General features: G+C 61.1%; 13 protein-coding genes. 9 read left to right on the top strand and 4 right to left on the bottom strand.

Annotation, left to right across the window (positions count from 1 at the left end; all coding sequences use genetic code 11):
• Nucleotides 1-29: 29 nt before the first annotated feature.
• Nucleotides 30-449 carry a DUF2852 domain-containing protein gene (locus BUA42_RS14380; protein WP_072778922.1) on the bottom strand — a complete coding sequence of 140 codons (420 nt, stop codon included), beginning with the start codon at nucleotides 447-449 and terminating at the stop codon, nucleotides 30-32.
• Between the two features lie 108 nt (nucleotides 450-557).
• Nucleotides 558-1,025 (bottom strand): YbaK/EbsC family protein, encoded by a 468-nt coding sequence (locus tag BUA42_RS14375; RefSeq protein WP_072778920.1) that lies wholly within the window; start codon nucleotides 1,023-1,025, stop codon nucleotides 558-560.
• A 445-nt stretch (nucleotides 1,026-1,470) separates the two neighbouring features.
• On the opposite strand from BUA42_RS14375, the gene BUA42_RS14370 reads away from it, so the two are divergent.
• Nucleotides 1,471-4,308, top strand: coding sequence for an Rne/Rng family ribonuclease (locus BUA42_RS14370; protein ID WP_072778917.1), 2,838 nt, complete (start codon nucleotides 1,471-1,473; stop codon nucleotides 4,306-4,308).
• Nucleotides 4,309-4,401: 93 nt separating this feature from the next.
• Nucleotides 4,402-4,791 (top strand): tautomerase family protein, encoded by a 390-nt coding sequence (locus tag BUA42_RS14365; RefSeq protein ID WP_072779340.1) that lies wholly within the window; start codon nucleotides 4,402-4,404, stop codon nucleotides 4,789-4,791.
• A gap of 12 nt (nucleotides 4,792-4,803) precedes the next feature.
• Here BUA42_RS14365 and BUA42_RS14360 read toward each other — a convergent pair whose 3' ends face one another.
• Nucleotides 4,804-5,061: a sulfurtransferase TusA family protein gene (locus tag BUA42_RS14360; RefSeq protein ID WP_245819022.1), complete on the bottom strand. Its 258-nt coding sequence runs from the start codon at nucleotides 5,059-5,061 to the stop codon at nucleotides 4,804-4,806.
• A gap of 73 nt (nucleotides 5,062-5,134) precedes the next feature.
• Between BUA42_RS14360 and BUA42_RS14355 the strand changes: the two genes are divergently transcribed.
• Nucleotides 5,135-5,887 carry a cytochrome c biogenesis CcdA family protein gene (locus tag BUA42_RS14355; protein WP_072778916.1) on the top strand — a complete coding sequence of 251 codons (753 nt, stop codon included), beginning with the start codon at nucleotides 5,135-5,137 and terminating at the stop codon, nucleotides 5,885-5,887.
• Here BUA42_RS14355 and BUA42_RS14350 read toward each other — a convergent pair.
• Nucleotides 5,884-6,606, bottom strand: a complete 723-nt coding sequence (locus BUA42_RS14350) for a FadR/GntR family transcriptional regulator (RefSeq protein WP_072778915.1) — start codon at nucleotides 6,604-6,606, stop codon at nucleotides 5,884-5,886. The two genes, BUA42_RS14355 and BUA42_RS14350, sit on opposite strands and share 4 nt — an antisense overlap.
• A gap of 61 nt (nucleotides 6,607-6,667) precedes the next feature.
• On the opposite strand from BUA42_RS14350, the gene BUA42_RS14345 reads away from it, so the two are divergent.
• The 6 genes from BUA42_RS14345 to BUA42_RS14320 all read left to right on the top strand — a co-directional run bounded on the left by BUA42_RS14345 (nucleotide 6,668) and on the right by BUA42_RS14320 (nucleotide 12,986).
• Nucleotides 6,668-7,456 (top strand): DUF2182 domain-containing protein, encoded by a 789-nt coding sequence (locus tag BUA42_RS14345; RefSeq protein ID WP_072778913.1) that lies wholly within the window; start codon nucleotides 6,668-6,670, stop codon nucleotides 7,454-7,456.
• A 1-nt stretch (nucleotide 7,457) separates the two neighbouring features.
• The gene (locus BUA42_RS14340; protein WP_072778911.1) at nucleotides 7,458-8,162 is read left to right on the top strand and encodes a DUF1326 domain-containing protein; all 705 of its coding nucleotides are present in this window, start codon (nucleotides 7,458-7,460) and stop codon (nucleotides 8,160-8,162) included.
• 1 nt (nucleotide 8,163) lies between these two features.
• Entirely contained in the window at nucleotides 8,164-8,673 is a 510-nt protein-coding gene (locus BUA42_RS14335) for a DinB family protein (RefSeq protein ID WP_072778909.1), read from the top strand.
• 71 nt (nucleotides 8,674-8,744) lie between these two features.
• Entirely contained in the window at nucleotides 8,745-9,848 is a 1,104-nt protein-coding gene (locus BUA42_RS14330; RefSeq protein WP_072778907.1) for a dimethylsulfoniopropionate demethylase, read from the top strand.
• Nucleotides 9,849-9,949: 101 nt separating this feature from the next.
• Nucleotides 9,950-10,942, top strand: a complete 993-nt coding sequence (gene acuI, locus BUA42_RS14325) for an acryloyl-CoA reductase (RefSeq protein ID WP_072778905.1) — start codon at nucleotides 9,950-9,952, stop codon at nucleotides 10,940-10,942.
• Nucleotides 10,943-11,129: 187 nt separating this feature from the next.
• Nucleotides 11,130-12,986, top strand: a complete 1,857-nt coding sequence (locus BUA42_RS14320) for a BCCT family transporter (RefSeq protein ID WP_084066241.1) — start codon at nucleotides 11,130-11,132, stop codon at nucleotides 12,984-12,986.
• The last annotated feature ends 57 nt before the right edge of the window (nucleotides 12,987-13,043 follow it).

Raw genomic sequence — 13,043 nt, 5'->3', positions numbered from 1 at the left:
TATGGAGCCACGGGCGTGAAAGACCAAGATCAGGCGTCTTCGTTTTCGCGGGTTTCCTTGGCCGCCTTGGCACGGTCGTCCATGAACTGGTCGAACTCGGCCTTGTCTTTCGCTTCGCGCAGGCGCTCGAGGAAGGCCTCGAAGTTCTGCTGCTCTTCTTCCAGACGACGCAGGGTTTCGTTCTTGTACGCGTCGAAGGCGGTGTTGCCTGAGGACCGCATCGCCGTGAATTTGGGCGACATGCGTCGGCTGCCGCAGGATGTATTGAACATGCGTTTGCTCCAGATCATGTAGGCGAGGATGGCAAGGCCGATGGGCCAGAAGAAGATCAGGCCAAGAATGGCTGCGGCGATCCAGGCGCCTTTGCCCTTGTTGTCGAGCCATGCCTCGGTGCGGGAAAACCAACCCTGACGGGCAGGGACAGAAGCGGGGGCGGCGATCGTGCTCATTTTCAACTCCGTTGTTTGAGGGATGTTAATTGTCTTCACATCCAAGAAATCGGAATTTGCCAGCGAAATTGCAAGAGAAAATGTGAATGTTTTTTACATTTACTTTTATTATGAAGTAAATTCAGATACTTGTGCGCCAGAGATTTTGGGGAGAACGTGTGGGTCCAGCGGGAAGACGTGTCGCGGCGTGCCTGCAGCGGCCCAGACCACATCGAATTCCAGCAGGCGCGGGTCGAGCCAGGCGCGGATCGGGGTGAGATGTCCAACAGGGGCCACGCCGCCAATGGCAAAGCCCGTTTGCGCACGGATCAGCGCCGCGTCGGCCTTGCCCAGCGGCTCGCCCGCGCAGGTCGAGGCCTTTGCGGGGTCTACCTGGTTGCCGCCAGCGGTGAGAAACAAGACGGCTTGGCCGCTTGTCTCGGCGCGAAAGATGATGGATTTGGCGATTTGATCGAGGTGACACCCGACACTGTTCGCCGCTTCCTGTGCGGTGCGCGCCTGTCCGACTTCGCGAATGTCGACCGGCAATCCTGCGGCTTCCAAGGCGGCGCGGACGCGCTTCAGGCTCTTGCTCATGTCTTTTGTCCTTGCTGATCTGCTCGCTGTCCGCGTGTGGTACTGCAGCTCCCGGTATCAGAAAAGATGCGATTGCCCATTGTATTGATCGCGCCCCTCGCACTATTGTGCGTGTCAGCCCAGTCCGCGTCGCGGTTTCCGGGCCAAAGAGTTTCGCTGGTGCGCGCGTCGGCAAGATCGTTCGGATGCCGCATCACGCAGAGTTGGCCGTAAGGCTTTAGAACATGCCTGGGGTTTTGAGAAACGTCAGGTTCGTAACGGACGCAGCCGGGTTCGGCATGCGTCGGAGAAGAAACGCGATGAAACGCGCGCAAGACGTATGGCTTGACCGCCGGGGTGATTTGCCCCGCGCAGCATTTGCGCATTCAATCGCCATGACAAGACACACCCGATCCCGGTCTCCTTCTTCAGAGGGAGGACGGCGGCGGTTGTGCGCACGGAATTTATGCCCAAGAAAATGCTTATCGATGCCACCCACGCGGAGGAAACCCGCGTTGTGGTGGTCGATGGAAACAAGGTCGAGGAATTCGATTTTGAATCCGAAAACAAACGCCAGCTTGCTGGCAACATCTATCTCGCAAAAGTAACCCGGGTCGAGCCGTCGCTTCAGGCGGCCTTTGTCGACTACGGCGGCAATCGCCACGGGTTCCTGGCGTTTTCGGAAATCCATCCGGATTACTATCAGATCCCCGTGGCGGATCGCGAGGCGCTGCTCGAGGAAGAGCGCGCCTATGCGGAATCGATGGCCAAGCGTGATGACGAGGACGAAAAGCCGAAGTCCCGCCGGGGCCGCGGTCGCGGGCGGGGACGGGCCAAGGCGGCGGAAGCCGAAAACGGCGATGCCGTCGCTACGAAGGATATCTCGGATGACATCTCCGGGATGGAAACCATCGATCTGAGCGAAGAGGACGACGACCAGGAAGGTCTGTCCCCGATGGAGACCGTCGCAGAGACCCCGGTGGAAGAGCCCGATGATGATGCCGACCAGGACGTCTCGGCAAAGGACGGCACAGACAGCGACGATGAGGATGATTACGATCCCAAGGCGCAGCCGGCGGACCGCGATGAAAACATCGAGTCGGTTGCTGATGACGACACACAGGAAGACATTCGTCCCAAGCGCAAACCCCGCCCCAAGCGCTACAAGATCCAGGAAGTGATCAAGGTGCGCCAGATCCTTCTGGTGCAGGTCGTCAAGGAAGAGCGCGGCAACAAGGGCGCTGCACTGACCACCTATCTGAGCCTCGCCGGGCGCTACTGCGTTCTGATGCCGAATACGGCGCGGGGCGGCGGGATCAGCCGCAAGATCACCAATGCGCCCGACCGCAAGAAGCTCAAGGAAATCGCCAATTCCATCGACGTGCCGCAGGGCGCGGGGCTGATCATCCGGACGGCTGGCGCGAAACGCACGAAGACTGAGATCAAGCGCGATTACGAGTATTTGCAGCGGCTTTGGGAACAGATCCGCGAGTTGACGCTCAAGTCGATTGCGCCTGCGAAGATCTACGAGGAAGGCGACCTGATCAAACGGTCGATCCGAGATCTCTACAATCGCGATATCGACGAAGTTCTGGTCGAGGGCGAACGCGGTTACCGCATCGCCAAGGACTTCATGAAGATGATCATGCCGTCCCACGCAAAGAACGTGAAGCATTACATCGACCCGATGCCGCTTTTTGCGCGCCATCAGGTGGAATCGTATCTGTCGGGCATGTTCAACCCGACAGTGCAGCTCAAGTCCGGCGGATACATTGTGATCGGCGTGACCGAGGCATTGGTGGCCATCGACGTGAACTCTGGTCGGGCGACCAAGGAAGGCTCGATTGAAGAGACCGCGTTGAAGACCAACCTCGAAGCGGCGGAAGAAGTGGCGCGGCAGTTGCGCTTGCGCGACCTTGCCGGTCTCATTGTCATCGACTTCATCGACATGGACGAGCGCAAGAACAACAACGCCGTCGAAAAGCGCATCAAGGACAAGCTCAAGAACGACCGTGCGCGTATCCAGGTGGGCCGGATTTCCGGTTTTGGCCTGATGGAGATGAGCCGCCAGCGTCTGCGGCCCGGCATGATCGAGGCGACGACGCAGCCTTGCCCGTCCTGTCACGGCACCGGTCTGATCCGGTCCGACGACAACATGGCGCTGCAGGTGCTGCGCCAGATCGAGGAAGAAGGCGTGCGCCGCCGCTCGCGCGAGGTGCTGGTCAGATGTCCGGTGTCCATCGCCAACTTCCTGATGAACCAGAAGCGGGAGCACGTGGCCCAGATCGAGGCGCGCTATGGGCTGTCGGTGCGTATCGAAGGTGATGTGCACATGGTCAGCCCGGATTTCTCTATGGAGAAGTTCAAGACGGCGACCCGGACTGTGCCGGAAGCGACGGCACCCGTGGTGTCCGTTGATACGTCCCTGATGGATCAGGTGGACGAGGACGCCGCGTCCGAGGATGAGGATCAGATCGAAGAGACCGTGAATGGGTCCGAAGACGAAGATCAAAAGCCCAAGAAGCGCCGTCGCCGGTCACGCAGAGGCGGCCGAGGCCGCAACCGCAATCGCGACCGTCAGGAGGACGGTGAGAACGGGGCGGAGTCGTCAGACGAGGAACCGTCAGACGGCGAAACACCGGCCGAGGCCGAGGTCACTGCAGAAGCTCCTGAGGTCGAAGTGACAGCCGAGGCGGAAGCGAAAGCAGAAGATGCCACGGCGAAGCCGAAGCGCACGCGTCGGTCCCGCAAGAAAGACGACGTTCCGGCAGAGGCTGATGCTCCGGCGGAGGCCGCTCAGGCCGAGGAAGCGCCTGTGGACGCTGCTCAAACCGAGGAATTGCCTGCGGAAGCCGCAGAAGAGGCACCTGCGCCAAAGAAACGGCGGACCCGGAAGGCTCCTGCCAAGAAGGCTGCCGAAGCACCCGTTGAGGAGGCACCCGCCAGCGAGGCCGAAGCGGCCCCAGCCGAAGACGAAGCGCCGAAGAAGAAGCCGCGGCGCACTCGGAAAAAGGCGGAGCCTGAGAAGGAAACGGTCGAGACTGTCGATGCGGAGGCCCCGAAAGAGGCCAAGAAGCCCGTTCGCAAATCGCGCGCGAAGAAGGCACCGGTTGATCCGGAACCGGCCGTGGCCGCGACAGAGGCTGTGGCGGTGGCAGATGTCACGCAGTCCGAACCCGCACCTGCGCCGGAGCCGGAGCCAGAGGCCAAGCCCGAGCCGGAACCAACGGCAGCGGAGGCAGAGCCCGCACAGGACGAGGCACCGAAGAAAAAGCGCAAAGGTTGGTGGTCTCTGGGCCGCTAAGCGACCAAGACATCGTGCAAGAAAGGCTTCGTGATGGACACGAAGCCTTTTTCTTTTGGGGCGTCTGTCAACAAAGAACCGGAAAGGATGATCATGCCGTTCAACAAGCTTCACGTGCCGCAAGACCTTGATCCCGGAACCTGCCAGAAGATCAATCAGGAGCTTCACGACGCGTTGGTGGAAACCTGCGCGGTGAACCCGGAAGATTTCTTTTGCCTCGTGTGCAGATACGCGCCGCAAGACATGATCTTTCACCCGACCTTTTTGGGGGTGCGCGATCCGGCGGCGACGATTGTCATCGAGATCGCGCTGCTGTCCGGGCGCACGGAGGCCCAGAAGGAAGCGCTCTATGCAGATGTTCGGTTGCGGCTGGATAAGATCGGGTTTCCGTCGGGCAACTCGATCATGTTTCTTTTGGAGAACAGCCCGCTGGACTGGTCGTTCAGTGCAGAAGGGTCTGTCAAACGCGTGCTGAAACTTTAACCGCGGTCGCGATCAGGCTTTTCGGATCGTCCAGATCATGGCGTCGCCGTCTTCCTGACTGTTCTCAAGTGCGTGCCCGGCCTCGTTGCAAAAGTGTGGGACGTCAACAATGGCCGCAGGGTCGTCCGTGCGGATGACCAGCGCTGCGCCGGAAGGCAGGCTCAGCAATCGCTTGCGGGCCTTCAGTACGGGCAGGGGGCACAGCAGTCCCGTGGCGTCGAGTTCTTCCATCATGGGGGTGATGTATGTCGTGGCCCTGAGGGTGTCCATGCGGAACCCGCGCCACGATTATGTGACTGTGCGTCGCGTGACAGGCAGGCGCGCTTCGCATATGTGACATCTGATGTTGGAATTTCAGATCATCGACGCCGCCCTGTTTCCGGCCATGAGCATTGCGCTTCTGGCCGGGGCGTTGTCGTTTCTGAGCCCATGTGTCCTGCCCATCGTGCCGCCTTACCTGGCTTACATGTCCGGTGTAAGCGTTCAGGAGATGGAAGAAGGCGGGCACGGGCGCAGGCGCGCTGTGACGGCGGCGCTGTTTTTCGTGCTGGGGCTATCGACGATCTTTATCCTGCTGGGCTTTACGGCTTCGGCGTTTGGGGCGTTCTTCCTCGAATACCAGACCCAACTGGCGCAGGCCTCTGGCGTGGTGGTGATCCTGTTTGGGCTGCATTTCCTGGGGGTGTTCCGTATCCCGTTTCTGGATCAGGAGCGGCGGCTTGAGGCAGGCGATCACGGCGGGTCGGCCTTTGGGGCTTACATCCTTGGTTTTGCGTTCGCCTTTGGCTGGACGCCCTGTATCGGCCCTCAACTTGGGGCGATCCTGTCTCTGGCGGCGTCTGAGGCGTCAGTGGCGCGGGGCACCGTTTTGCTGGGTGTCTACGCGGCGGGCTTGGGGATTCCGTTCCTTCTGGCCGCGATGTTCATGACGCGGGCGATGGGGCTGATGAACCGGATCAAGAAGCACATGCGCAAGATCGAGATTGCGATGGGTGCGCTTCTGGTCGTCGTCGGCTTGGCGCTGGTGACGGGCGCGTTCACGTCTTTCGCGTTCTGGCTTCTGGAAACCTTCCCAGGCCTTGCGTTGCTCGGCTAGCGTGCGCGCTGTTCCAGCACCGATTTACCCAAGGTGATCGTGTAGCCTTCGAGCGCGGTCAGTGCAGCGTCGATTGCAGCGGCGTCGCGGGCGTCCAAGCTATCGGCGATCTTGGTGTGCAGCGTCACGATCTCGGCGCGGCTGCGCTGGGTGAAGGTGATCATGTTCATCAGAGGCTGCATGGCCTCGACACTTCCGGCGAGATGATAACTGAGCACCTCGTTGCCGGCGCTGTCGACGAGCGCGCGGTGAAACGCGACGTCCGAGGCGCAGAACGCTTCGTCGGTGAGGTCAGGATCGGATTGGCGCGCGATCTCGGTCCGCATGGTCGTGAGGGTCGCGTCGCTGCGGCGGGCGGCGGCGAGCGCGGTGCAGCTTCGCTCCAGCGCATAACGGGCCTCACAGGCGACCTGGAAGCTGACCGCGTTCATGCCGAGCAGCAGCGTGGAGGTCGTGACCTGCTGCGCGCGGGCCTCTTCATATGACAGATGATTGACGAACGCCCCGCCGAAGGCACCGCGTTCGGTTCGGATGAGCGATTGCGCCGCAAGTCGCTTGAGGGCCTCGCGCACCGTGGCGCGCGAGACGCCGTGCTGATCGGCCAGTTCGGCCTCGGATGGCAGGCGGTCGCCGACCAAGAGCCGCCCGTCGACGATGGCCGCGCGAATGGCATCGGCGATCTGGACCGAGAGGCTGGAGGTTTGTTTTGCAGTTTTCATTTGTCAGACATTTAATTGTCTGACAATCATGCGGTCAAGCTGAGTCTGGGGAGGCGACCACATGCAAGGCACGTTGCGCACCGTGGGGTGGTTGGCGTTCTTTGCGTCGATCCTTGGGGCGTGGGTGTTCCTTTACATGATGGCCATCGGTATGGACCTCGATCTTTTCGGGCGTCCCGGACCAATGGGGCAGGCCATGCAGGGCATGGATCCGCGTATGGATATGCGCATGCCGATGGCGGAGTTCGGCCCGCTTTTCGCGATGTGGGCGGTGATGATGGCCGCGATGATGCTTCCAACGATGGTGCCTACGCTGCGCGCCTATGAAGACCTCATGATCAGCGCGAACGGAACGCGGGCCGGATGGTTTGGCGTTCTGCTCGGCTATTTCGTGGTCTGGGTCGGCTTTGCCGTTCTGATCACCGGTGTGCAACTTGTTTTGCTTTTCGGCGGCGTGATCGACATGCTGGGCATCGCGCGCAGCCCTTGGCTGCAAGGCGGATTGCTCATCGTCGTGGGTGCGTTCCAGTTCAGCCGCGCCAAGGAAGTGTGCCACGGCGTCTGCCACAGCCCGATGTCGTACTTTCTCACACGTTGGAAAACCGGCTTTGGCGGCGGCCTGCGCATGGGGCTTGGCCTTGGCGTGTTCTGCGTCGGCTGTTGTTGGGGCTTCATGGTGCTGGGCTTTGTCGGCGGCGTGATGAACCTGGCCTGGATGGGGCTGGCGACGCTTTTCATGGTGATCGAGAAATTGCCCCAGATCGGGCATGTGGTGACAAAACCAATGGGCTTTGCCCTGATCATTGCGGGTCTCGCGGTGATGGGCTGGCCCGTGTTGATGGGAGGATAAGATGGCGGTCAAGAAACGCCCAGACGCGGACCGGTTGCCGGTCAGCCAGCGGATCGACCAACGGATGGACAACCCAAAGCGGCGGCGCATGACGCCGACGGAGTGGGAGATCAAGGGCGAGTTGTTCCTCAACTGCTCCTGCACGGTGTTCTGTCCCTGTGTGGTCAGCCTTGGCGCGCATCCTCCGACCGAGGGACACTGTTATGCGTGGATGGCGATTGCGATCGACGAAGGTCATTACGAAGGCGAGAGCCTGTCGGGGCTGAATGTGGGTCTGATGGTCGAAATTCCCGGCCGCATGGCGGAAGGCGGCTGGAAGGTGGCGGCCTATGTCGATGAGCGGGCCAGTGGAAAGGCCTATAACGGCATTCTGCAGATCTTTTCGGGGGCTGCCGGCGGTACGACGGGTCTTTTCACCATGCTGGTGAGCGACATCGTGGGAGCCGAGCGCGAGAAGGTCGAGATCATTCGGGACGGCAAGAAGCGCGGGCTTTTTATCGGACGGAAGATTCAGGGCGAGATCGAGATGATCGATGGCGCGGATGACGATCACCCCGTGATGATCACCAACTCCAAATATTGGATGGGACCGGACATCATCGCGGCGAAGGGATTGAAGTCGAAAGTCCGCGACTACGGTCGGATCTGGGATTTCGGCGGCAAGTCGGCCGAGATCTGCCCGATCGACTGGCGCGGACCAAAGTAAGATGTTGGTGACGCGCGACTATTGCGTGACGATGGCGCGCTATAATGCGTGGCAGAACAAGCAGTTGCGTGACGCTTTTGAGGCGTTGAGCGATGCGGAGTTACGCAAGGAGCGCAAGGCGTTCTTTGGCTCGATCTTCAAGACGGCGAACCACATTCTGTGGGCCGACCGGATGTGGATGTATCGTCTTGGGATCGGCGATGCCCCCGAGGGTGACCACCTTTCGCTCACGCCGACACCGGCTGTATGGGCGGGCGAGCGGTACAAGACGGATGCGCGGCTGATCGCTTGGGCGGAAAAGCTGGATACGGTGGACCTCAAAGGCGATGTGGTCTGGCGGTCGGTGATGGCGGATCGCGATTTCACACATCCGTTCGACCTGTGCGTGTCGGCGCTTTTCAATCACCAAACCCATCACCGGGGGCAGATCCACGCGATGCTCACGGCGGCGGGTGCGACGGCGCCTGTCACCGATCTTCTGTTTATGCCCGAGGAGGGGCCTTGGCTGTGATGGCGCGCGCCGCTTGCGCACAGCGCATCGCCCCGCCCGCCAACCCGTTTTTTCGTGCTTGAGGTGTGCACATGGCTCTGATTTCCCCATCCCGCAGGTTGCGGCGCACTCCGTTCTCGGACGGTGTCGAAGCTGCCGGCATCAAGGCGTACACGGTCTACAACCATATGCTTCTGCCGACGATGTTTCGGTCGGTCGAGGAGGACTACCGGCATCTGAAAGAGGCGGTGCAGGTCTGGGATGTGGCCTGTGAGCGGCAGGTCGAATTGCGCGGTCCCGATGCGGGGCGGCTCATGCAGATGCTTACGCCGCGCGATTTGCGCTCAATGCTGCCGGGCCAGTGTTACTATGTACCCATTGTCGATGAGACGGGCGGGATGCTCAACGATCCGGTGGCGGTGAAACTGGCGGAGGATCGCTGGTGGATTTCGATTGCTGACAGCGATTTGCTCTACTGGGTGAAGGGGTTGGCTTACGGGTTCCGGCTGGATGTGCTGGTGGACGAGCCCGACGTGTCGCCACTGGCGGTGCAGGGGCCGAAAGCCGATGAGCTGATGGCGCGGGTCTTTGGCGACGCGGTGCGCGATATCCGGTTTTTCCGCTTCAAGATGCTGGATTTCCAGGGCCGCTCTCTGGCGGTCGCGCGGTCGGGGTATTCGCGGCAAGGCGGGTTCGAGATCTATGTCGAGGGCGGTGACCTTGGCATGCCGCTCTGGAACGCGCTGATGGAGGCAGGTGCGGATCTGGACGTCCATGCCGGCTGTCCCAACCTGATCGAGCGGATCGAAGGCGGTTTGTTGAGCTACGGCAACGACATGACCGACAACAATACGCCGCATGAATGTGGGTTGGGCAAGTTCTGCAACACCCAGACGGCGATTGGCTGTGTCGGGCGCGATGCGCTCTTGCGGGTTGCGCGTGAAGGGCCGGTGCGGCAGATCCGGGCCATCGAGATCTTTGGCGACCGCGTGCCCGGGTGCGACCGGGCCTGGCCGCTGATGTCGGGTGACAAGCAGGTGGGCCAGGTGACAAGCGCGGCGTGGTCGCCCGATTTCAACACCAACGTTGCGATTGGTATGGTGCGGATGACGCACTGGGACGAGGGCACTGATCTGGATGTGGTGTTGCCGGACGGGGTGCGGGCGGCGCAGGTGTGGGAGACGTTCTGGCTCTAGCGCCGATGGCTGAGTGAGGGAGCGAGAGGCCAGCCTCTCGCGCTCTCCGAGGTATTTTTGAAACAGAGAAGACGCGACACGACAGCAAAAGGAGACGAGGCATGGGATTTAGCGCACTGGTGGTCCGCAAGGACGAAGAGAGCGGCAAGACGTCGGCGGAGGTGGAAACACTGGAGCTGACCGACCTGCCCGAAGCCGAGGTCACGGTGGCGGTCGAGTATTCGACGGTGAACTACAAGGACGGTTTGTGCATCGGACCCGGTGGCGGGCTTGTGCGGAAGTACCCGCATGTACCCGGGATCGACTTCGCAGGGACGGTCGAAGCGTCTGATGATGATCGCTACAAGCCGGGCGACAAGGTTGTGCTGACCGGCTGGCGCGTCGGTGAGGCCCATTGGGGCGGGTACAGCCAGAAGGCACGCGTGAAGGCGGATTGGCTGGTGCCGCTGCCCGATGGGCTTGATACGCGGCAGGCGATGGCTGTCGGCACAGCGGGTTTCACCGCGATGCTGGCGGTGATGGCGCTGGAGGATCACGGGATCAAACCGGGCCCGGTGCTTGTGACCGGGGCAGCGGGGGGTGTGGGGTCTGTCGCAACGGCGATCCTTGCGGCTCTCGGGCATAAGGTGGCTGCGGTCACCGGACGCCCCGAGCAGGCGGATTACCTGACATCACTGGGTGCGACGCAGATCGTGGCGCGGGAAGAGTTGAACGAGACCACAAAGCGGCCTCTGGAGTCCGAGACCTGGGGCGGTTGTGTCGATGCGGTGGGCGGCCCGATGCTCGCGCGTGTGCTCGGCCAGATGGAATACGGGGCCTCGGTTGCGGCGGTGGGGCTGGCCGGTGGGGCAAACCTGCCCGCGACGGTCATTCCGTTCCTGTTGCGCGGAGTGAACCTGTTGGGGATCGACAGCGTGATGCAGCCCTATGACAACCGCGTCCGCGCCTGGACACGGATCGCCAAGGACCTGCCGATGGACAAGCTCGAAGCGATGATCCATCCGGCTGGTCTGTCGGATTTGCCGAAGCTTGGGTCGGAAATCCTTCGAGGTCAGGTCAAGGGGCGTGTTGTAGTGGATGTCGCTGCCGGATAACGGCGGCGGACAAAAGCGTGTCTGGATCGGGGTGGTTTCGGCCATTCCGACAGGCGTGGAATGTGATTCAAGACATTGATATTAAACAAAAAAGCGGGGATTCCGGCGGATTTCTCTCTGATCTTGCAGATTTCTATGCTAGGCTGCCCCGATAAGAGCCAGAAAATGTTTGGGAGGACAGTACACCATGGCAATCAAACCGCCATTAATGCATTTGCCGATCGAGACGGCCGATAGTGGATTTTACAAAGGCTTCGCAAAACTCGTCACGATCTCGGGCAAACTGCTCGTCGGAGCGCTCATCCTTTGGGCCGTCGCCTTTCCGGATCAGGCCGGGACTGTGCTGTCGAGCATCAACAGTCTGATCCTCGCGACATTCAACTACTGGTATGTCTACGTGATGGCGTTTTTCGTCGCCGTCTGCCTCATCCTGGCGATCTTGCCTGCGTCTGGCCGGTTGAAACTGGGGCACCATGACGATGTGCCCGAGTTTTCGAATTTCTCATGGTTTTCCATGATGTTCGGGGCCGGTATCGGCATCGGGATGTTGACCTTCGCCACGGCGGAACCGCTCTATCACTGGGGTGGAAATCCCAGCACCATCCAGGGCTTCACCGAAGCGAGCGGGGCCGACAACGTGCGTCAGGCCTATGTCTGGTCGTTCACCCATTGGGGGCTTGCTGCTTGGGCAGCCTACGCGATTGTGGGCTTGTCACTGGCCTATTTCGCCTATCGACGCGATCTGCCACTGACGATCCGGTCCGCGCTTGCGCCGATCTTCGGGCGGTCCCTCTCAGGGACGGTGGGTCACGTGGTCGATGTTGTGGCTGTCGTCGCGACCGTTCTGGGCGTGTCGCAAACGCTGGGCTTCGGCGTGGAACAGTTCGTATCAGGTCTGTCGCGGATCGGGTTCGGCGATTGGCTTTACACTACAAACGCAGCTGGCGATCAGACCATGTCGACGATGGCGATTGTCACGGCACTTCTTGTGATCATGGGGGCCTCGACGCTGTCGGCCCTGTCCGGTGTTGGCAAGGGCATCAAGTGGCTGTCCAACATCAACATGGGTCTCAGTTTCTTTATCCTCGCCTTCTTCCTTGTCTTCGGCTCCACGTTCTTCGGGCTGCAGGCGCTGTTCGTGGGCATTTGGGATTACATCCTGTCGATCCCGGGCAACATCATGACGGTCTGGACAGGCACGCCGGTTGAGACATTCACGGCGACCGTCCCTCCGGCGGTTCAGGCTTTGCCCGCAGAGGATCTGACGGCGATTTACGACTCGGCTACCAGCCCATGGGGGACTTTGCAGTCCTTCGGTGAAGGTTTGCCGGCATCGGCTGCAGGGCTGTCCGAAGCAGATATCGCCGCAACCTATGCCGCGGCGACCGACAACCGTCTGTCTGGTTGGCAGGGCGCATGGTCCATCTTCTACTGGGCGTGGTGGATTGCCTTCGCACCCTTCGTCGGCGTGTTCCTTGCGCGAATCTCCAAGGGTCGCACCGTGCGTGAATACGTTCTGGGCGCAATCGTGATCCCGGCATTCATGTGCTTTGTGTGGTTCGCCATCGTGGGCGGCACCGCGATCGACCTGGAACTCAACGGCGGGGCCGATGGCGCCATCGTCGGGGCCGGTCAGTCGGACCAGCTTTTTGCGATGCTGGCCTTCATGCTGTCCGAGAACCTCGCCTGGATCATGTCGATCATCGTGGTGATCCTGCTACTGACGTACCTCGTGACGTCAGCTGACTCGGCCGTTCTGATCATCAACACGATCAACGCGGCTGGCGACGAGGGACCCAAAGCGCGTCCGCATATCCTGTTCTGGGGTGCGGCTCTGGCGCTCGTGGTGGGTGGCCTGATCATCGCGGGCGGCCTCAGCGCCATCCAGACGGCGATGGTCATCGGCGCGCTGCCATTCTCGGCGGTCATGGTGTTGATGGGGATCTCCGTTCTCAAGGCGATCTGGCGCGACAGTCACCGGGTCAAGAACGGTGTGGCGTCGACTTCGGCCGAACTGAAAGCATCGGCGAACCCGGCGGAGTAAACCGCGGTCCCGACGTCTGAGATTGGCCCTGGTACAGGATGTGCCGGGGCCTTTTCG

The organism is Marivita hallyeonensis, from assembly GCF_900129875.1.
GTDB lineage: Bacteria > Pseudomonadota > Alphaproteobacteria > Rhodobacterales > Rhodobacteraceae > Marivita > Marivita hallyeonensis.
Note: the sequence above shows the minus strand (reverse complement) of the source record. Positions and strands in the feature narration are given on the sequence as shown.